At 40.8% G+C, this 20,920-nt stretch carries 13 protein-coding genes; 11 read left to right on the top strand and 2 right to left on the bottom strand.

The annotated features are described in order from the left end of the window. Nucleotides 1-17: 17 nt before the first annotated feature. From H8S64_RS18980 to H8S64_RS18950, 7 genes are all read left to right on the top strand, one after another. Nucleotides 18-1,400 (top strand): zinc metalloprotease, encoded by a 1,383-nt coding sequence (locus H8S64_RS18980; RefSeq protein WP_186978251.1) that lies wholly within the window; start codon nucleotides 18-20, stop codon nucleotides 1,398-1,400. A 158-nt stretch (nucleotides 1,401-1,558) separates the two neighbouring features. Next, nucleotides 1,559-2,653, top strand: coding sequence for a TlpA disulfide reductase family protein (locus tag H8S64_RS18975; protein WP_186978248.1), 1,095 nt, complete (start codon nucleotides 1,559-1,561; stop codon nucleotides 2,651-2,653). Nucleotides 2,654-2,854: 201 nt separating this feature from the next. Then, the gene (locus H8S64_RS18970) at nucleotides 2,855-3,409 is read left to right on the top strand and encodes an RNA polymerase sigma factor (RefSeq protein ID WP_186978247.1); all 555 of its coding nucleotides are present in this window, start codon (nucleotides 2,855-2,857) and stop codon (nucleotides 3,407-3,409) included. A gap of 46 nt (nucleotides 3,410-3,455) precedes the next feature. Further along, a complete protein-coding gene (locus tag H8S64_RS18965) occupies nucleotides 3,456-4,577 on the top strand; it encodes a FecR family protein (protein ID WP_186978245.1) in 1,122 nt (373 codons plus the stop codon). A gap of 140 nt (nucleotides 4,578-4,717) precedes the next feature. After that, the gene (locus H8S64_RS18960) at nucleotides 4,718-8,215 is read left to right on the top strand and encodes a SusC/RagA family TonB-linked outer membrane protein (protein ID WP_186978243.1); all 3,498 of its coding nucleotides are present in this window, start codon (nucleotides 4,718-4,720) and stop codon (nucleotides 8,213-8,215) included. A 13-nt stretch (nucleotides 8,216-8,228) separates the two neighbouring features. Further along, on the top strand, nucleotides 8,229-9,755 hold the full coding sequence (locus tag H8S64_RS18955) for a RagB/SusD family nutrient uptake outer membrane protein (RefSeq protein WP_186978240.1): 1,527 nt from the start codon (nucleotides 8,229-8,231) through the stop codon (nucleotides 9,753-9,755). 11 nt (nucleotides 9,756-9,766) lie between these two features. After that, nucleotides 9,767-11,137, top strand: a complete 1,371-nt coding sequence (locus tag H8S64_RS18950; RefSeq protein WP_186978238.1) for a hypothetical protein — start codon at nucleotides 9,767-9,769, stop codon at nucleotides 11,135-11,137. 73 nt (nucleotides 11,138-11,210) lie between these two features. Here the strand turns inward: H8S64_RS18950 and H8S64_RS18945 are convergent, their stop codons facing one another. Together H8S64_RS18945 and H8S64_RS18940 are read right to left on the bottom strand one after the other, a co-directional pair. Next, entirely contained in the window at nucleotides 11,211-12,404 is a 1,194-nt protein-coding gene (locus H8S64_RS18945) for an ATP-binding protein (RefSeq protein WP_186978236.1), read from the bottom strand. A gap of 102 nt (nucleotides 12,405-12,506) precedes the next feature. After that, on the bottom strand, nucleotides 12,507-13,787 hold the full coding sequence (locus H8S64_RS18940) for a M64 family metallopeptidase (protein ID WP_186978234.1): 1,281 nt from the start codon (nucleotides 13,785-13,787) through the stop codon (nucleotides 12,507-12,509). A gap of 91 nt (nucleotides 13,788-13,878) precedes the next feature. Between H8S64_RS18940 and H8S64_RS18935 the strand changes: the two genes are divergently transcribed. From H8S64_RS18935 to H8S64_RS18920, 4 genes are all read left to right on the top strand, one after another. Then, the gene (locus H8S64_RS18935; protein WP_186978233.1) at nucleotides 13,879-14,445 is read left to right on the top strand and encodes an RNA polymerase sigma-70 factor; all 567 of its coding nucleotides are present in this window, start codon (nucleotides 13,879-13,881) and stop codon (nucleotides 14,443-14,445) included. A gap of 86 nt (nucleotides 14,446-14,531) precedes the next feature. Further along, entirely contained in the window at nucleotides 14,532-15,701 is a 1,170-nt protein-coding gene (locus H8S64_RS18930; RefSeq protein ID WP_186978231.1) for a FecR family protein, read from the top strand. Between the two features lie 171 nt (nucleotides 15,702-15,872). Further along, nucleotides 15,873-19,379, top strand: a complete 3,507-nt coding sequence (locus H8S64_RS18925) for a SusC/RagA family TonB-linked outer membrane protein (RefSeq protein ID WP_186978229.1) — start codon at nucleotides 15,873-15,875, stop codon at nucleotides 19,377-19,379. An 11-nt stretch (nucleotides 19,380-19,390) separates the two neighbouring features. Next, a complete protein-coding gene (locus H8S64_RS18920; protein ID WP_186978227.1) occupies nucleotides 19,391-20,920 on the top strand; it encodes a RagB/SusD family nutrient uptake outer membrane protein in 1,530 nt (509 codons plus the stop codon).

Raw genomic sequence — 20,920 nt, 5'->3', positions numbered from 1 at the left:
ATGTAAATGAAAATGTTATGAGATATATAATCGTTTTTTTAATCACGATGTTGTTTTTGACCTCGTGTGAAAAAGAAGAGAGTGTGATTTTTGATTTGAATATTTCACCGGATGAAATTTCAAGAATCGAGTTACGCGGGGATCATAAGACGTTAGTGCCTAACGGAGTCAATAAGATGGGTTTCCGTACTTTCGTGTATGCCAAGAGAAAGGTGATGGCGTATGGTCGGGATGAAGACACGAAAGAATTTTACGGGAAAGAGATCGAGGAAGAGTTTTTGGTTCCTTCGGATCAGTTACCGGCGGACTACGTGAAAGTGTATGACGGGAATGGTAAGGTGGTGGAAGGTAATTATTATTCCACGACGACGGATGCCCCGGGGACGGTGTTACAATTTTACGCGAAAGGGGGAAATCTTGAAAGTAATCGGTTGGATATCACGATTCGGGAGTTGCCGGACGAGAGTTACGAGGAGATCGTGATTCCGGTTGTTTTCCATATACTCGTGCCTCCTGCCACGGCTGCTCCCGGTTATGATTTGAGCGTGGAATTTTTGGAAGGGCAACTTCAACGGGTGTCCGATGCTTTTAACCGGAAGATCACGACAGACCCGAATGCCGGAAACGCGAAGGTCGTGTTTAAATTGGCGACCTATGATTACAACGGGTTGAAAATGCAGGAACCCGGAAAGAATATCGTGGATATTTCAGCAACCGATTTCACGGCAATGGGAACTTCCTCCACGAAGACTACCCAGTATTTGGCCTATATTTTGAATAAGAAGAAAACGCTTATCTGGGACCCGAATAAGTATATGAATATCTGGGTCGCGAGATTCACGACTTCGACTTCAACGACGGGTGCTTCGACGTCGTACAGGATGTTGGCTCCTTCGGTGATACATTCCGACTATGATTTGGAATCTATCCCGGGATTGACCATGAAACATATGGATAGTTTCACGGTAAATGATGTAACGGATTGTCGTGATGTCGGATTTATGGTGAATTTGGCGGCTTTGTTGTCCCCGTCAACAGTGCAAGGGAAGAATGAATTTAGTCTGGCAACTCCGGTGGCGGAGTATTTCGGGATACTTCAGACGAGGTGTGACAAGTATAGTTATTTGAACCCGGATGGGGATAGCGACTATTGTCCGGATACTTATAGTTTTGACTATGGTTATTATCCCACTGTTTATAAAGGAAATAATCTGGACGGTCAACCGGAGAATGATCCGACCCGTCCCATGGAGTATTTCACGTCCTTTAATGTGCTGGATATGTATAGTTACAAGAATTCTCTCTCTGTCGATCAAGTGAGAAGGTTGAGAATGGTACTGGAGCGATGTCCTTCCCGTTGGGCTTACAAGTCCGATTGGGCATTTACCGGGGGAGATTGATGTATTTTTAGGAGGTATTGATAGTTGAGATTTGAACTCTCTCCGTCGGCTTAGCTGACGGAGAGAGTTTTTAGGAATAATTTGTTACCGGAATAGTACTTTCGGGTGTTTACAACAGTCTTCTATTTGATGTGATTACCGTGTATTAAAACAGATGTATGATGAGAAGAATATCTTTTATTGTTTTTTGTTTGAGTTTTTTGTTCGGGTGTGGTGAACAACAGAAGTTTATCGTTTTTGGAGAGGTTGATGGAATGGAGGGGGATACACTTTTTCTTGCGGCTCGAAATATTGAAGGTCGATGGGATACGTTAGGTGTGGCGGTTGTCGAGTCTAGGATATTTAGATTTGAAGGGAGTGTCCCGCGGCCTTTAATTGCACAAGTACAAGGGAAATCAAGACATCAGGTGTTGCCTTTGTTTTTGGAGAATCAATCTTTTCATATTTATTTGAATAAGGGGCAATTCGAGCAATCGGAAGTGAACGGGGGCGGGCTTCAGAAGAGTTATAATGAATTTATGATGCAAAAGGCGGATATATATAAAGAGATGCCCGAGTTGGAAAAGGCTTTTGCAGAGGCACGAAAAGCGGGGGAGCGGGAGACTTGTCGGCAGTTGATAGAAAGAAATGATGAGTTGGATTCTATTTACAGGGAAAGTGAATTCCGTTTTTTGAAGGAACAAGGGAATAGCTTACCCGGATTGTATGTCGTGTTCAAACAGAACCCGAGAATGAGATTCGAGCGATTGAAGCCGATGTATGATTTATTGAGTGACGAGATGAAGGATACTCCTTACGGGAAGATTATCACTCAACGTTATTTGGATGCGAAAATAACAGCGAAGGGGGAAATAGCTCCCGATTTTACATTACTGACACCGGAAGGGGATTCGTTATCTCTTTATTCGGTGAAAGCGAAGGTGAAAATACTGGATTTCTGGGCATCGTGGTGTGGACCTTGCCGTGCGGAGAATCCTAATATGGTGGCAATATATCACGAGTTCAAGGAGCGGGGATTGGAAATTATCAGCGTGTCATTGGATTCAAACCGGGAGGCTTGGTTGAAAGCGATCAAGGAAGACGGCTTGACGTGGAGGCACGTGTCGGACTTGAAAGGTTGGCAATCGTCTGCTGCACAGTTGTATAAGATTAGTGCGGTTCCTTCTGTTTTCGTATTGGATGCTACCAATAGGATTGTGGGGAGTTACGTGAGAGGGGAAAATATAAGGACTTGTGTACAAGGTTTATTATGAGGTACTTGGCATGAAAATATTGAACGCAAAAAACGAACGATTAATGAGTTTCAAAATTATCTAATTTTTAAACATTATCCAAGAAGCTTGGATTTTTTTTCTATCTAATTATCAATGTTTACGAGTTCTGTCCGGAAGATTAAGAATATCTCTTTTTTTAGCTCATTAATCGTTCGAATATTTATCTAAAAAGAGAGGATTGTGCCGGATAGAGCGGACATTGAAATTGTAAATGATATAAAGAAAGGGAGTGTTGCTGCTTTCCACGAGTTGTATTCCCGTTATTCCGATATGGTTTATCGGAATATTCTCGCTCGTGTAAATAATTCCTTTGATGCGGATGATATTTTTCAGGAGTTTTTTATACAAGTATGGGAGAAAAGGAGTTCTTTTCTGGTTACTTCTTCCGTGAAGGGTTATCTTTTGATTTGGTTGAGAAATCATATACTTAATTCAATAAAACAGGAACAGGTGCGTGATAAGTATCAGGGAAAATGCGCACCGGAGGAAACAGACGATTACACGTGGGTAAAGATTGTATCAGAAGATTTGAACGAGAATATACGACGGATTGTGTCGGGTTTCCCGTCCCGGCTACAATGCGTGTATATGCTTCGTCACGAACAAAATTTATCCATAAAAGAGATTGCCGAGAAATTATCAGTTTCGGAGCAAACTATTAAAAACCAGTTAGGTGATATACTTCATAGACTTCAACATGAAGTGAGACAGAAAAATTTTTTATTTTCTTTTTAGTACTTTTTGCTCTCCGGAACTGTCTTATAGGAAAAGAAGGTGAAAAATGGGGACAAAAGAAATATATGATCTTTTAAAAAGATACAGGGAGCATCAATGTACGCCTGAAGAAGAAGAACAGGTTATGCGTTGGTATGATCAATTCAATGATGATGTCGAGAACCTGCCGGAAATACCCGAAGGTAAATTAGCCCAATTGTGGTATTTCATTCATCGAAGGATAAGCAATATCACCCAAAAGCGTCGTGTACTTGTATTTTCTCGATATGCCGCGGTGATTGCCATATTATTTATCGTGGGGGCGGGTGTATTTTATTTTAACGAAACACGGAAACAAGAACAACCGGGGTTAGCAAAACAGGATATATTACCGGCAAGAGGAATCGCGGTGTTGCGATTGAGTGACGGTCGGGAAGTACCTTTGGATAAAGTGTCTATTATCCGGGATAAAGAGGGTGCGATGATTAAGAATGATTCTTTGCAGATATTGGATTACACTTTAGCAGAAAAAAGATCGGAACTCCTTTATAATACGATCACTGTACCCGCGGGAGGGGAATACCGGGTACTTTTGTCCGATGGGTCGAGCGTGCGATTGAATTCTTGTTCTGCGTTGACTTATCCGGTAGCTTTTGCGGGGGATGTGCGGGAAGTGAAATTGACGGGGGAGGCTTATTTCGATGTGGCTAAATCGGATAAACCTTTTATCGTGAATACCGCGAATATTGATGTACGGGTACTGGGTACTTCTTTTAATCTTTCCGATTATACGGCGGATCATGAGGCTTCAGTAACATTGGTTGCCGGGAAAGTATCCGTGCGGGGACGTGATGAACAAAAAGAGTTTAATATTACCCCGGGAATGAGGTTTGAATATAATAAAGAGAACAAGCAGGTAAAGTTGGAAGAGGTTGATCCGGAGCTTTATATTTCATGGATGTTGGGGATTTTCAAATTTGAGGATATGCGTTTGGAGGATATTATGGTCAAACTGAATCGTTGGTATGATTGCAGCGTGGCTTATGAGGATAGTACATTGCAGAATTTACGTTTTACAGGAGCCGCGGAAAAAGATCGCTCGGCAAGTTATTTACTTGAATTGATAGAAACAATCACGGATGTGAAATTCGAAATAAACGGAAAGAATATTTTAGTAGAACATAAATAAAAACAGGGAGCTCTCACCCTCCCTGTCTTTATGGATAACAACATTCACGCAAAAGTTTACCAGACGATGTACGTGAATGAGTCATGAACTTTAATTACAAATGTATGAAAAAAAAATGGATCAGTAAAATTTTGAGGTACATGCGAAATCTATTTTTATTATTATTGATTTCAGCCTCTAGTGTTTGGGGTAAAGATTGTTATTCCCAAGGGGCACAGGAGATTTTCAATGTGAAGAGCGGGACGATCGAGTCTATCTTTAAACAAATTAAAAAGCAGAGTCATTACGAGTTTTTTTATAATACGTCAATTTTAGACGTGAAAAAGAGTGTTGCGTTGGATGTGCAAAACGGAACATTGGACGAAATTCTTGAACAGGTTTTGGGGGATAAGTACGTGTATCAAGTGAAAGATAATTATATCTTGATCTCGGAAAGAAAAATGACGATACCCGATGAGGTGAAAAAGATCATCATAAAAGGTATCGTGAAGGACAAGAAAGGTGAAACATTACCGGGTGTATCCGTCGTGTTGAAAGGGACTACGGTCGGTGTGGCTACAGATGTAAAAGGTGAGTTTACGTTGACTATACCGGAGCGGGATTCTATCGTGTTGCGCTTTTCTTTTATCGGGATGAAGATAAAAGACGTGGTTTATAAAAAGCAGGATAAGCCGATCGTGGTTATTCTTGAAGAGAGTGCAACGGAGATGGAGGAAGTGGTGGTAACCGGTTATCAAGAGATCAAGAAAGAGCGGATGACGGGATCGACGGAAACGATAACGTCAAAGGATATTATGAATAAAGGATATACCAGCGTGGAAGAAATTTTAAAAGGTACTATGGCGGGTGTGACTACGATGAGTATATCCGGGCGTCCGGGAGCACAGGCTCAAATTCGTATCCGGGGTATAAACTCTTTGACCGGAAGTTCCGATCCGATGTGGATTGTTGACGGAATGCCTTTACAGGGGGATGTGCCTGAGGTTAGCATGGGGGGAACCGAATTTCAGGAAACGGTGTTGACCAGTGGTATCGGGAATATATCCCCGGATGATATCGAGAGTATTACCGTGTTGAAGGATGCCGCCGCCACGGCTATTTATGGTGCCCGTGCCGCGAATGGAGTGATTGTTATTAAAACAAAACGAGGGACTGTCGGGCAGTCTTACATCAATATTCAAGCAGCCTACGGGTTAAGCGAGGCCCCGGAGAATCGATTGGTGATGATGAATTCCCGGCAGAAAGTTGATTTCGAGAGAAGCATTTACGAGGATTTTTCTTCTTATAATTTGAGTGGTCGTGTGCAACAATTACTTCGTAATGCGGATAACGGAATCATCGGTCGGGCAGAGGCAGAAGCTGAAATTGAGAAGTTAAGCAAGATTAATACGGATTGGTTTAAAGAAATTTTCCGGGTTGCTCAAACTCAGAATTATAGTGTGACGCTTTCGGGTGGAAATGAACGGACGCAGTATTACGGAAGTCTTTCCTACATGACACAAGAAGGCGTGATGCCGAATAATAAATATGAATCGGTGGGTGCTTCACTAAATTTCACGCATGATTTCAACAAATGGTTACGGATTTATTTTGACGTCAGAAGTTCATTACGTAATGACCGTAGTTCCGCATCTGCCGTGAATCCTCTGCGATATGCCACGTATGCCAATCCGTATGAACGTCTTTATGATGAAAACGGGGATTACGCGTATGATAGAAGTTACACATCAGAATTGAGTACTGTTCGTGACGGGTATTTATATGATTTCAATATTCTCAAAGATTTGAACGAGAACACGAATAAGACTCGTTATTTAAGTAACCAGTTGAATCTTAAACTAGAATTTAAGATTATCGAGGGACTGATGTTTTCAACAATGGGAACATTGTCAAATTCAAACAATCATATGATGTCCGAACTTTTGCCCGGATCGTATACTTCCAAATTAACTTCATGGGTAAAAAATATATACGACAATGAGACTCCGGATTATCTGAATAAAGGTAAACTCTCCGAGTCTACTTCCCGTTCTCAAGGGTGGACCATTCGGAATCAGTTGACTTATGCACGAGGCTTTTCTGACAAGCATTACGTGAATATATTACTCGGGCATGAAGTGTCTTCCCAGAAAGGTTATAGTTTTGCCAGCATGATTCCGGAGTGGAATCCGACATACAGTATTGCTACATATCCGGATTTGACAGGTGTAGAAATTAGTTCGAAAGTGTCTTTCACGAGTTTAGGGAGCCATCGCGAATCACAGGACAGAAGCGTTTCTTTCTTCGCCACGGGATCTTATAGTTATGAAGATCGTTATATTGTTGCCGGTTCGGCACGTTTGGATGGTGCGGATATTATCGGGACAAAAAATCGTTTCTCTCCGCTATGGAACGTGAGTGGAAAATGGAATTTGCATAACGAATCTTTCATGGAGGACGTGTGGTTTGTGAATCAATTGTCCCTGAGGGCTTCTTATGGATTTACCGGAAGCATTGACCGGAATGCATTGCCATTTTCACTTATGAGTAGAAATTATTCGGCTTATTATTATGATGGGATGGAGCTAATGGATGAATACATACCGGGTAATCCTTCGATCAAGTGGCAACGGAAAGAAGATCGTAATTTCGGATTCGATGCTTCGCTGGTAAATAACCGGATCAATGTAAGCGTGAATTATTATAATAATGATACAAGGAATTTATTGGATGACAAGATGCTGGGGTATTCGTCCGGGAAAAAGAGTATCAAGGCAAACGTGGCATCGTTGAGAAACACGGGTTGGGAGTTTTCGCTTAAAACATTGAATATCCGAACGGATGATTTTAGCTGGACGACTTCTTTTAATTTCGCAACGAACAAAAATGTTGTGACAGAAACTTATTACAAGAGTGTGGATGAATTGCCCGTGAGCGTACATTCCAATATGAGCTATTTGTATAGTTTATATATAGAGGGAGAATCGGTATCTGCGTATTATGGTTTTAAATACGCTGGAGTGGATCCGGCAACAGGAGGAGCTTTAGCGTATATTGATCGTTTGGATGAAGAAGGGAACCAGTTGGGGAGTTTGTACAAGGACGGACGCTACGTGGTGAATATGGATGCAAATCCGACGGGGCAGGAGAAAATGTTATCCAGAGTATTTTTGGGTGAAAGTTATCCGCCTTATACGGGTGGTTTCAGTACTTCATTTACTTATAAAAGCCTCAGCCTTTCTGCTAATTTTTCCTTTATGGCAGGTCATCTTATTCAATCATTCCAAAGTATGACAAGTGGCGGAGATATTTATGCTACTTCACAGAATGTGTTAGCGCTGGAAGCTAACCGATGGAGAAAACCGGGAGATGTTACAGATAAGCCTAAATATCAGGAGAGTAATTCTTCTTATTTATATGATATCTACGATTTTAGATTTGAAAAAGGGAATTATCTGAAATGCACGAATATTTCTTTGGGTTATAATCTTTCCCCTCGTCTTTGTTCTTTGTTGCGTTTGACGCGAATGCGTTTGAATTTTAACGTGTCTAATGCCTTTACATTAACTAAATACAGGGGAATAGATCCGGAAAATAATGGTGCATTCGGGTATCCTAGTGCAAGAAAATATAATCTGTCAATTTCTATTGGTATATAAAATCAAAATGATTATGAAGAGAATATTATTATTTATATTGACAATAGGTCTTTGTATGACCGGATGTAAAGATTTTTTGGATATGCCGCCAAAAAATGTAAAAGTTATTTATACGACAGAAGACGTGAAAGAGGCTATGAGTTTGTTCTTGTATGCAACGGCAAATTCAAATGCAGGTGGCTATAATCAAATGGTAAGTTATAACCTTGTTTATTATGCGGGAGGAAGAATTATTTATCCTTTTTCCAGATACGTGAATATCTGTGCGGCAATGGCATCGGATGATGTTGAGATGTTGGGGTTTGTAAACCAAAATACGGATAGTCCAGCCCGTGGAGGATATACTTACAGGAATGAGTTTAGTGAAATTAGAAATTGGGAGAGTTATCGGTTTGCGAATCAGACATGGAAGGCTACTTTTCTGGCGGTGGGATATTTGAATAATGTGCTGAATGATTTGAGTAAAGTTCCGGATTATGACAAAACAGAACACGAAAGGATTTCCGGGGAAGCGAGAGTGATTCGGGCATATTATCTTTTTAGACTAAATGCTCTTTTTGCTCCTTATGACAATAATAATTATGGTATTCCGATGACGTTTGATGCCGAAGTGACTAGCGGTAGTGCCAGATGGAAGCAAACAGATATTTACAAGACTTTGATTCATGAATTGACGGAAGTATTGGAATATGAAACTGTGCCTAAGATTTCGTGGAATATATTCTATAATGAGCGAATTATTAAAGCAATTTTGGCGCAAATTTATCAATATAAAGCAGAATCATGTGCCGGAGAACCCGATGATTGGAGTAAGGCGGAAACTTATGCACGAGAAGCTCGTGATGGGGCACGGATTGAAAATACAGTAGATGAACAAAAAGAGTTAAATTACGCTCCGGCAGATCAAGCTTATTATACGTTGGATAAACCTCACCAATTTGCCTTGTTAAGAATCGCTCACCCGGGAGACGGGGGAAATAATTACGCTCCTTGGGGTACACCCTCTGATCCGCAACAAAGGGTAAACCCGGAATTGTTTGCGATGTATGATGCAGAAGATATTCGTGTTTCAGTTTTTTTCAAAATTATAAATAACACTCCTTATTGGGTGAAATTGCAGAGTCGCGGAAGTGTAGATGTATGTAGTGAAACCCATCCTTTGTTTAGGTATTCGGATTTACTTTTGATTGAAGCCGAGGCTAAGGCTCGTCAAAACGCTCCGGAGGCTCTTTTACTGCTGAATGAATTTAAGAGTAGTAAGATTCCGGGGTATGCGGGATTCCAAGGAAGTAATGTATTGGATGAGATTTTGCGGGAACGGCGTAAAGAGTTTGCTTTAGAGGAACAAATGCGGTGGTTGGATATGAAACGTTTGAGGGTGTCTGTAACTAGAGAGGCTTTGGATGACGATAATATGTCGCAATTCTATACATTGGAAGCGAATGATTACCGATATGCACTACCTATTCCGGAGGAAGCGGAATTGATGTATAATAATATTTCTCAAAACCCGGGTTGGCCGGCAAGTAAAGAAGATTAAATTGTTGTGATATGAAAAAGATTTTACAATATATATTAATATCGATTCTTTTTTGTGCTTGTGCAAAAGAGGAAACTGCAATTTTGGATTTTGAAGCATCTGTAGATGATATTTCAAGGATCGAGTTACGAGCAGATCATAAAACACTTTTGCCTAACGGGGAGGCAAAAATGGAATTTTATCCATTTGTTTATGGTAAAAAGAACGTGATGAAGTATGAGAGAAATGAAGAAGGAGAGTATATTTCCGAAATGGTTGAGGAAGAGTATCTGATCCCGGATGACCAATTACCAAAGGGATGTGTTAAGGTATATGATCAAGCAGGGAACGAAATAAAAGAGAATGTCTATTCTACGATAACAGAAAATCCGGGAACAGTTTTAAATTTTTATGCGAAGGCAGGTGCGATTGAAAGTAATCGTTTGGCAATAACAGTTCGAAATTTGCCGGATGAATCATACGATGAAATTGTTGTGCCGGTGGTATTTCATATGTTGTTACCTCCCGCATCGGCCGGTCCGACGTATGACATTTCTCAAGAATATATGGAAAAAGTTTTGGAAGAGGTAAATAATATTTTTAATAAACGGATAACAACAGATCCGAACGGCGGGAATGTGAAATTGACATTTAAATTAGCGGTTTATAATCCTTCCGGAATGAAATTGCAGGAAGCGGGAAAGAATGTAATAAATTTGTCCGCTTCAAATATAAAATATATCGAGGACGAAAGTTCAAGTTCAAGTAATTTGTCCACGGGCTATAACAAATTTATTGTACGGTATAAAAGTACATGTATTTGGAACCCCCAAAGGTATCTGAATATCTGGTTGACTAGATTCTCCACGAATACAAGTGAATACGGTACATATTCTTATAAAATGGCTGCCCCGACAGATATATATTCAGATTATGAAGCGACATCTATTCCCGGTCTATCTTTAACAACAAAGGATGAATTTACGGCATCTGATGTGGTAAGTTGTTTGGACATTGGGGTGTTGATAAATTATATGACATTTTTGAATCCTTCTGTACAGGGAACAAATACTTTTACTTTAGCGACAGTGTTAGGAGGGTATTATGGATTGATGTTTACAGATCAGAATCAAAATGATGATTGGGTTGATGGAGATAATGATTTTTGCGAGGATACTTATTATTTCTATAGTGATTATTCTTCAAGTGTTTATAAGAATACGCGGTTGTATAGAGAAGATGCTGAAGGTATATATGACTGGTTTACATCATTTAATGTGATGGATTCATATAGCCGTAAGAATTGCGTAAGTGTAGATCAAGCATTACGAATGCGTATGGTATTAGAACGCTGTCCCTCTCGTTGGGCTTATAAATCTGAATGGGCGTTTACCGGGAAGTAATAATTTTAATAGTGTGTGTGAATCTCCCTCCTGTTTATTTGACAGGTTGGGAGATTTTTTGTTCGGAAAACACTCAGTATGTCATACCAAATAGCCATAGCGGGATTTTATTCCCGAAGCCGATTTCGGCATTGTCAAATGCGATGTAGCTATCGGGGATATCTTTGATTTGATTATATGTTTTATTTTTACCCCCTATTTCAAAAGTGTAGGTATCATCAATGATAAAGTCTCCCTTGGGAGGGATATTTAAATGGTGCAGGACATTCATTTGATTGGCAAAAAAAGTTTCCCGTTTGTTGCCGTCATTGATATTGGAACTTGTTAGGGCATATAACAGGTTTGTATTGTCGAGATAGATTTTTTCAGGTTTGTTTAAAGAATTCATCCCTTTTTGGGAAGACGAGATCATTTTTATTAACCTCGCTTTTTCTAGGAAGCCAAGATATTTGATCGTGGATGCCCTGTTCGTTTCTATTTCAGAACTGAGAGAGGTCATGTTAGGACAGAATGGAACGAGGGACGAAATGATCATCAACATCTTTTTGAGTTTCAATAGAGTCGTGTATTCTATATTCTCGATGGCGGGTAGATCGTTATCTAAAATAGTATTCACGATGTTTTGCAGGCGCAGGGAGTAATTTTTGACATTCTCTTTGTAGAACGGATAGTATCCATGTTTCAAGTAATCGTCAAACAGGGGGAGGATCTTGATTTCTGACGTGATTCTGGAAGCGATGTTCACGTGGTCGTTTAGAATTTCCGGTAAGGAAAGAACCGGATAGTTAATGTCTTTCTCGAAATTCAGGTATTCCCGCAACGAGAGACCGTGAAGGTGATAGTGAATGGCTCTTCGGGAGAGGTCTGCATTCGATTTGTATATTTCCAGTATGGAAGAACCTGTGAACACGATATGTAATTCGGGATAACTGTCATAAATATTTTTTATCTCGATAGACCAGTTCGGGTAACGGTGTACTTCGTCGAGGAATAGATGAGTTCCCCCGTAAGCGTGGAATTGTTCGACAAGATCGACGAGAGAATTCTTGGAAAACCAGATATTGTCGAGACTCACGTACATCGCTTTGTTCCTGTCCGGAAAATTCATTTTGATATGTTGCAACAAGAGTGTCGTTTTTCCAGTCCCGCGGGCTCCCGTGATGCCAATCAAGCGATCTTGCCAGTCGATTTCGTCGTATAGATACCGACGATATTTGACGGGTGTTGAATCTACCAACCGAGTGTAATTCCGAACAAGTGTTTCCATGATAAATTTGTTTTTTGCAAATATATAAAATTGTACCTTCAAAAGAACGTTTTTGGGCATAAATTGTTCCTTTGAAGGTACAGTTTTAATGTGATAACGGTGTTATCGAGTATAAAAATCTATTTGCTTCTTAATCGCACGGGTGCAAACCGGACAGAAGTCGTTGCCGGACAGGGTGTTCATCAGGCAGTCGGGAACGGGACGGTAGACTCCTTTTTCAACGTAACCTCCGCCTTCATAGACACCGAGTTTTTTCAGGTTTTGGCGATCGATAGGAGTCGGGACCGGGGTATCCTTGTCGAGCATGTCTTTCCATTTTTTGTTGAAATTGACAAGGGTGGTTAAGTTGGGTTCCCAAGGTTCGACGCCTTTGGGGTACATGTCGTTGTAAGAACTGCCGATTTCGACATATTCGTCGCCCAGACCGGCAAAAAGATGTCCGAACTCGTGGACGTAAACTTTGGCGGCGTGCAGGTTACCGTTGATGCTGATGCCGTAGTGATTGTAAATAGCGCCTCCGCCGTATTTCTGGGTATTGGCTATGATATAAATAAAGTCGTAAGGCACATTGGCGGCAAGGTCCCGTAGGCTTTTGTGATCGTAAGTCATGATATACCGTTCGGAATCGAAGGTATAGAATGACGAATTCAATATCGTGTTTTTCCAGATGTATTCACCGGGGATGTCAACGCCGGATTCTTGTGAAGGGGCGAGTACGGCACGGACGTTAAAGCGGTTGCGATTCTCTTTATAAGGGGAGAAACTGAATAACCCTTCCACGAAGCGTTGGCAATCTGCTTTGAATTGTTCCATTTCTTCCGCGGTGTATCCTTCGGGAAGAAGTACGATGTCTACTTTATGGGCGGGGTTGCCGGTGTAGAGCACGTCGAACGTGGGGTATTGTAAGCGACGATCCTTTTTGATAAAATAGCTGTCAACATCCACGGCGTATTCGAATTTCTTCACGAGTTTGCCTTTCTTGTTCCGGCTACATATCTCGATGCGAACGTCATTTTTCGGGAAGGGCATCACGACAGTTTCCAGACAACAACGGCGTGTTATCTTCGCCTCGTCGGTGGTTTGCCATTCGCCGAAAAGGGTGCAGTACCCGCGGGAATAGATAAGTTGGTTAGTGGCTGCGTCGTACACGTTCACGTAGTAATTCCCGTAGAACATGGTGTCAATTAAATTAACCTTAGAACCACCCCAGTAGGGTTCTTCGAGAAGTTCCTCGAAATAAATTTCTTCATTCTGACTATCGCCACAATGGGCATAATCCATGCGTAATGTTTTGTTGTGGAAATACTTGTCGAATTGAGCCCACGAGAAGTTCGCTTGTAAGAGTAATACTATGCAGGCGATAAGAGTTATTCCTTGTTTCATAGACTTGTTATTTTTTAATATAAATTTTGTACAAAGATAGTTTTTTACTATTTTTCGACACAGAAAAACTGTGTAAAATATACTATTTAGTATGCTAGGGGACGAGTTATTGATAGAACAGTTAAACCGGAAGGAGGTTAAGGCTTTTAAAGAGTTGTTTGACCGCTTCTATCGTTATCTCGTTTTGTATGCCATGAAGTGGGTGGAAAGACAGGAAGAGGCAGAGGATATAGTGCAGGATTTGTTCGTGCAAATATGGGAACGGGACACTTGCTACAGTTCTTATTACGGTTTCAAGAATTTCTTGTATAATTCGGTAAAGAATGCTTGTTTGGATTTCCTGAAACATCGAGAAGTGGAGGGAAAATATATAAAATACACGCTTCGGCATACGGAACCCGGGGAAGAGCCCGAGTTGGAGCTAATGAAGGATGAGGTGTACCGTCGTCTTTATCAGGTGCTGGACGAACTGCCTAAACGGTGTAGGGAAGTATTCAAGTATTATCTGGAGGGGAAAAAGAATAGCGAGATTGCAGAAATTCTCCAAATATCAGAGCTGACCGTGAAGACTCAAAAACGGAACGCGATGAGTTATATCCGTGAGAAATTGGGGACAGCGTATCTGTTATATGTTTTATTTCAAGCCGGTTGCATGTAGTTTGGAAATTTCTTTGAAAAAAACTTCATTTTTTATACTCCTTTTTTAAGTTGTTGTCGTCTTTGGTGTAAAATAACATCAGAGATATGAAGCATTACGATGATAATATAATACGACTTATTCAACTTTACCTCGTGGGTGGTTTATCGAAGGAGGAAGAGGTGAAGTTGGAGGAATGGTTGCGGCAGGATCCTTCACGGGAAAAATTCATGCGAGAAATCCGTGAGGGGCAAAACGTGGGACAGAATTTTAGTACTTTCGAGAATGTGAATAAAGACTTGGCATGGGGAAGTGTCGTTCGGAAAGGGAAAATCGAGATAAACAGATCGCATCGCTTGGCGTGGTACAAGTTTGTGGCTGCCGTGATGGTACCGTTAATGATTATCGGTGCCGCGTATTATATGAGAAACTATACAGCCTCGGATCAGCAGCAAAGTGTAGAAATCGCCGAGATTACCCCGGGCAAGGGGAAAGCTATTCTTCACCTGAATGATAACCGGGTGATAGAATTGTCAACCGAACAGGAAAAGCAATTGGATGTTGCCAAAGGAGTTGCCGTGAAGAGTGATGCCTCGGGAATGGTGTATCCGGAACAGGTTGCGGCGGGAGAAACAGAGTATAACGTGTTGGAGGTTCCTCGCGGCGGGGAATACACGGTGACTTTAGCCGACGGGACCATGGTGTATCTGAATTCGGGAAGTATATTGCGTTATCCGGTTGCTTTTGGTGCGGATTCGCGAGAGGTTTCTTTTTCCGGGGAAGCATATTTTGAGGTGGCGAAAGATGCGGAACGTCCGTTTTACGTTGTGGTGGATGACATGAAGATTAAGGTTTACGGTACTTCGTTTAACGTGAATACTCATTACACCGGAAAGGTGCAGACTGTTTTGGTGGAAGGAAAGATCGGGATAGAAACACCGGTTTCCGGGAAGGAATACGAGGTGAGCCCGGGGCAAATGGCATTGTATAACAGTCAGGAGCAGACGATGAATATTAATAGTGTTGATGTTCGTCCTTACGTGGCTTGGAAAGATCGGGTTTTCGCTTTCGAGAAAATGAGCCTTGAGGATATCATGACCACGCTTTCCTTGTGGTATGATGTGGACGTGTTTTACCAAACGTCTAGTTTGAGAAGCCTGCATTTTACAGGGCATTTGGGACGGTATGAAGATATATCCACTATTTTGGATGCGATTTCGGGGGTTACGCGAGTAAACTTTACAGTGAAAGGACGCACGGTTATCGTGTCGGAATAAAAACAGCGGGAAGTGTTGCGAGCACTTCCCGTCATAAATGATAATTACACAATAGGCTTATGTTGCGAGCATTACCTATTGAGAATACTAACATTAAAGTACAAAAGTATGGAAAAAAAACGATTATGTTCTCGGGTTTATTTACCTCGCGGGCAAAAAATGTGGAAGATTATGAAAATTTTTATTTTATTCATGTGTTGCTTCACCTTCACTCTTTCAGCCAAGAGCCTTGCTCAACAAGAAAAAGTGAATCTTGACTTGCGGGAGGTATCGGTAGACATGTTGTTCAGTGAGATTCAACGACAGACTAACCTGCATTTTATTTTCAATAACGAGCAGACGGTGAACTTGGACAAGTTGACCGTAAAAGCCAAGGATGAAACGGTGACTTCCGTGTTAGACCGTGTTTTTAAAGGAACCGGTTTCACGTACACGTTCCGGGATAAGATTATCATGGTTCGTTACGCGGGTGTTCCTGCGGAACAACAGCAAGAGAAGTTTATGGAAATAAAAGGTGTCGTGAAAGACACGAAAGGAGAGCCGGTTCCGGGTGTAACGGTGCTTATCGTCGGTACCCAGTTGGGATGTGCGACGGACGAGAAAGGTGAGTTTCAATTGAAAATTGCAGAACAAGACAGTGTAAAACTGCAATTCTCGTTTATCGGAATGAAGACCAAGGATGTCATGTTCAAGAAAGGAGACAAGAGTCTGAATATCATGATGGAAGATGAAGCCGAGAGTTTGGGTGAAATTGTCGTGACGGGGTATCAACAGATCGAGAAACGGAATTTGACCAGTTCCGTGGTGACGGTAAAAACCAGTGATTTGAAGACTATCGGGGCATCCAGTATCGAACAGATGTTGCAGGGTGTTGTTCCGGGATTGTCTGTTGTGAATACTTCTGCAGGACCGGGTGCGGCTCCGAAGATTCGGATTAGAGGTTCTTCAACGATATCCGGAAATGCAGAACCCTTATGGGTATTGGATGGTGTTATTCTGGAAAATTCTGTACCTGTTTCTGCTGCAGATTTGAATAGTCCGGATGTGATGAATATGTTTAATACTGTTATTGGTGGTGTAAGTCCTAATGATATAGAAACTATCACGGTGTTAAAAGATGCTTCGGCAACTGCAATTTACGGTACTCGTGCTGCCAACGGGGTTATTGTTATAACTACTAAACGCGGTAAAAGAAATAGTTTTAATATTTCCTACCAACATACATCAGCGGTAAGTATTCGCCCGAGTTATAATGATTTTGATTTATTGAATTCAAAAGAAAGGATCGAATTAACCAGACAATACTCGGAAGACGGACTCTGGATCATGGGAACTTGCGGTTTGGAAGGATTATTGCAAGCTTACGCCCTAGGAGATGTGTCAATAGAGGATTTGAATCGGGAAACCCGGGCAATGGAAAAAAGAAATACAGATTGGTTTAAAATATTGTTTCGTAATGCATATACTCAGACTCATGATTTAAGTATTTCCGGAGGATCGGAAAAGACAGATTACTATATTTCTTTAGGCTATAATGGTGAAGATGGGGTGGATAAATCCACTAATTATCAGAATTATAATGGGATGTTGAAAATAAATAGTGAGTTGTTTCAAGGTGTTAACTTAGGGGCTTTATTACAATTAAGTCGTAGAGATCGGGAGAATTATCATAGTGCTATTGATCCTTTTGAATATGCTGTTTCTGCTTCTCGAGCAATTCCGGAACGGGATGATTCCGGTTTGTATTATTACCAGAGTACCCAAAGAGGAATGTTGTTGTTCAACGTGTTGAATGAACTGAATAACACTCACAGCGAAAGTACACAGACGGATGTTAAGGGGATCGTTGATTTATCAGTTAATCTTTACCGAGGTTTGAAATATAAAGGATTGTACAGTTATTCATCTTCCCATTCCACGGCTATAGATTATGCAACAGAATACAGTAACTATATAGCTCAAATCAGAGGATATAATTATGGAGATACTTCTGATAAAGATTTGATTAAAAACTCCGTATTGCCTAATGGAGGAGAATTTAATGAAACTGTTTATGAACAGAGAACTTCTTTAGTCCGCAATAGCTTGGAGTATCGTGGGACATTAGTTCAAGATTTGAATATTGATGTAATGCTTGGACAAGAATTTCGGACAACGAAATATAAAGGGATGGCAACAAATTCTTATGGCTATTATAAAGATAGAGGGGAAATTTTTTATGAGCCTTCATTAAGTTCAACAACGGGGCATTTGAAACGAAATAAGGTTACTCGTGATTTGTTGGAAAGATCGAATATTTCTTATTACGGCGTTTTGTCTTTGATGTATAAAGATCGTTATGTGTTGAATGGTAATATTCGTTTTGACGGGTCAAATCTTTTTGGTTCCAATCCGAAATATAGGTATTTACCTTTATGGTCTGTATCTGGGAAATGGACAGTAAGCGAGGAGGATTTCTTGAAAGAGGAAGATTGGTTAAGTAATTTGGCATTGCGTGCTTCATTCGGGTTGAGAGGGAATATCGTGGAAGACAGTAGTCCTTTATTAATAGCTTCTGCTTTACCGCCTAATCCTAATACCGGATTATTGGAAATGGAAATACAACAGGCTCCTGATCGTGATTTGAAATGGGAAACGACATCTTCATTGAATATTGGGTTGGAATTAGGACTATTTAAGAACAGGTTAATGCTGGATGTAGACTATTACTTGGACAAGAGTGAAGATTTAATTGCCTATTTGGATGTTTCTTCTGTAACCGGTTTTAGCGGACGTAACGTGAATTATGCAGACATGCGTAATCATGGTGTGGATATATCTCTGACCGGTAGGTTAATACAGAAGAATAATTGGGATTGGGTATTGGCGTTAAACCTAGGATACGTGAAAAATAAGGTAACAAAATCTTACGTGACGCCTCAAGCAAAAAATTTGGTGAGAAGTACATATACCCCGGGTGATGTGATGGAAGGAAAAGCGATGAATGCCATGTTCTCGTATCATTTTGCCGGACTGGATGAGGGAGGAACCCCGACGTTCTATGCTGCAGACGGGAATATTTACGGTGTGGATGATGCTGAATTCCTGAGTATTCCGATGGATGTGGCGGGTTTAAAATACGAAGGCGAGCGTGATCCGATTTTGACGGGAGGAATAAACACCAATCTTCGCTATAAGAATCTGAGTCTATCCATGTTGTTTGCTTTCGGCTTGAAGAATGTGGTTCGTTTACCCCAGTTAGCCTATGATAACTATCCGGACGGAGAACAGAATGCAAACAAATCCATTATGAACCGTTGGCGTCCCGGGCAGGATAACACAGGGAAAACAATTCCTCGTTTGAACACGGGAAGTAATTACGTAACTGTCGGAACTGAAGATGTATATGTGATCGATATGTATAACAAGAGTCAAGAGGCTGTCGTGCCGGGAGATTATCTGCGTTTTAGGAATTTAATGCTGGAGTATCAGTTGCCTAGAAAGTGGTTGGATAAGATTGTATTGGGCGGTCGTACTATGGGAAATGTTGCGTTGAAATTTCAAGCCCAGAATTTGTTTGTGGTGGCGAATAAAAAATTGAAAGGATATGATCCGGAGACCGTAAATTACACGACAAATGGTTATGGAGCATTGCCTTTGCCCCGAACATTTACATTTGGCTTGAACGTTAATTTTTAAAGCGAAGAGTTATGAGAAAAAATAGTTTATATAATTTGTTGTTGGTGGGGGTATTGTGTTGTGCTTGTAATAGTTATCTGAACGAAATACCACAGAATAAATTAAAGCCGACGACCATTGATGATTACGAACAATTGCTGAACAGGGGATATATTTCGAAACAAATTATGCCGTATTTGGACGTTTTGTCTGATGATGCGACTTTGGTTCCGGAGTTTTCTGCTACATTGAGTAATACTCGTGCTGCTGATATTTACGCGAGTGCTTACACGTGGAGTAGCAGTCACGAAACATCGATGCCGGATGGAGATAAAGCATTTGAAGCATTTTATAGTAGTGCTTATTATGCCAACGTGGTGCTTGAAAATATAGATGAGGCAACCGGTATTAATACAGACGAGGAAAAAACAAAAGAGTTGCAGGGAAATTTGAAGGGGGAGGCTTATGTTTTGAGGGCTTATTCGTATTTCAATTTAGTTAATTTGTATGCTCCTGCATATAATCCGTCAACTTGTGCGACCGATCCGGGAATTCCTATTAACTTGACAACAGATGTGGATAGAAAGCCTTATTTGCGTAGCACGGTGGAAAAAGTATATGTACTTATAGAGGAAGACTTGAAAGAAGGTATTCGTTTAATGGAGGAAAATCCATATGACAGAGGTACGAAACTCCGTTTTAATGCTCTTTCTGCCAGAGCTTTGCTGGCTAGAGTTTACTTGTACATGCAGAAATGGGATTTGGCGATTGAACAAGCGAATCTCGTGTTAAAGGAGAATTCGAGTTTATTTGATTTGAATGTGGCATATCTGCAAAATCCGTCGATAAATGCCAGCGATGTTTTAAGTGCTTATTATATGTCAGATCAAATGGCTGGGAAAGATTATTTAGCCGTGGATAATTCGAATGTGTTGTTTGTAAGCGGAATTACCGAAAATATCATGGCTTTTGCGGCGCGTAGTTACATGACTGCTTTTGCTGTTAATGAGGATTTGCATAATTTGTATGAGGATGGTGATATACGTCAAAATTATTTTATAAGACAAGTCCGGGAGTTTGGTGACGATGGAATGGTGTACAAATATATTTTTGCCAAGAATCGATATATAGATTATCCTATTGGTAATTTTACGTTTGAAATAAACGGATCTACAGGGTATTCGCGTGTAATCCGGACTGAAGAAATGTATCTGATCTTGGCAGAGGCTTACGCTCATAAGAGTGGCGGACTCGGAAATGCAATTGCCGCTTTAAATACATTGCGACAGGCAAAATACATTGCGGAAGATTATAATGAATTGCGGGAGGAAGATTATACACAGAACACTATTCTTGATAGAGTTTGGTTGGAAAGAAGGTTGGAACTCTGTTTCGAGGGACACCGTTGGTTCGATCTGCGGCGTACAACCCGTCCGGTCATGGAGCGTAGAGGTTATGGAACACAGCAAGCGTCATTGATAGAAAATGATCCTCGTTATGTGTTGCAGATTCCTCAAAAAGAGCTGAATGTTAATCCTGAAATAGGTATTAATCCTAGATAA

Source organism: Butyricimonas hominis, assembly GCF_014287455.1.
Taxonomy (GTDB): domain Bacteria; phylum Bacteroidota; class Bacteroidia; order Bacteroidales; family Marinifilaceae; genus Butyricimonas; species Butyricimonas muris.
The sequence above is the reverse complement of the archived record's forward strand: the minus strand, read 5'-3'. Positions and strand labels throughout refer to the sequence as shown.

Excerpts from the sequence above, each read along its gene's own strand:
- H8S64_RS18980 (WP_186978251.1), top strand. The coding sequence starts at position 18 with ATGAGATATATAATCGTTTTTTTAATCACGATGTTGTTTTTGACCTCG.
- H8S64_RS18975 (WP_186978248.1), top strand. The coding sequence starts at position 1,559 with ATGATGAGAAGAATATCTTTTATTGTTTTTTGTTTGAGTTTTTTGTTC.
- H8S64_RS18965 (WP_186978245.1), top strand. The coding sequence starts at position 3,456 with ATGGGGACAAAAGAAATATATGATCTTTTAAAAAGATACAGGGAGCAT.
- H8S64_RS18960 (WP_186978243.1), top strand. The coding sequence starts at position 4,718 with ATGCGAAATCTATTTTTATTATTATTGATTTCAGCCTCTAGTGTTTGG.
- H8S64_RS18955 (WP_186978240.1), top strand. The coding sequence starts at position 8,229 with ATGAAGAGAATATTATTATTTATATTGACAATAGGTCTTTGTATGACC.
- H8S64_RS18950 (WP_186978238.1), top strand. The coding sequence starts at position 9,767 with ATGAAAAAGATTTTACAATATATATTAATATCGATTCTTTTTTGTGCT.
- H8S64_RS18945 (WP_186978236.1), bottom strand. The coding sequence starts at position 12,404 with ATGGAAACACTTGTTCGGAATTACACTCGGTTGGTAGATTCAACACCC.
- H8S64_RS18940 (WP_186978234.1), bottom strand. The coding sequence starts at position 13,787 with ATGAAACAAGGAATAACTCTTATCGCCTGCATAGTATTACTCTTACAA.
- H8S64_RS18935 (WP_186978233.1), top strand. The coding sequence starts at position 13,879 with ATGCTAGGGGACGAGTTATTGATAGAACAGTTAAACCGGAAGGAGGTT.
- H8S64_RS18930 (WP_186978231.1), top strand. The coding sequence starts at position 14,532 with ATGAAGCATTACGATGATAATATAATACGACTTATTCAACTTTACCTC.
- H8S64_RS18925 (WP_186978229.1), top strand. The coding sequence starts at position 15,873 with ATGAAAATTTTTATTTTATTCATGTGTTGCTTCACCTTCACTCTTTCA.
- H8S64_RS18920 (WP_186978227.1), top strand. The coding sequence starts at position 19,391 with ATGAGAAAAAATAGTTTATATAATTTGTTGTTGGTGGGGGTATTGTGT.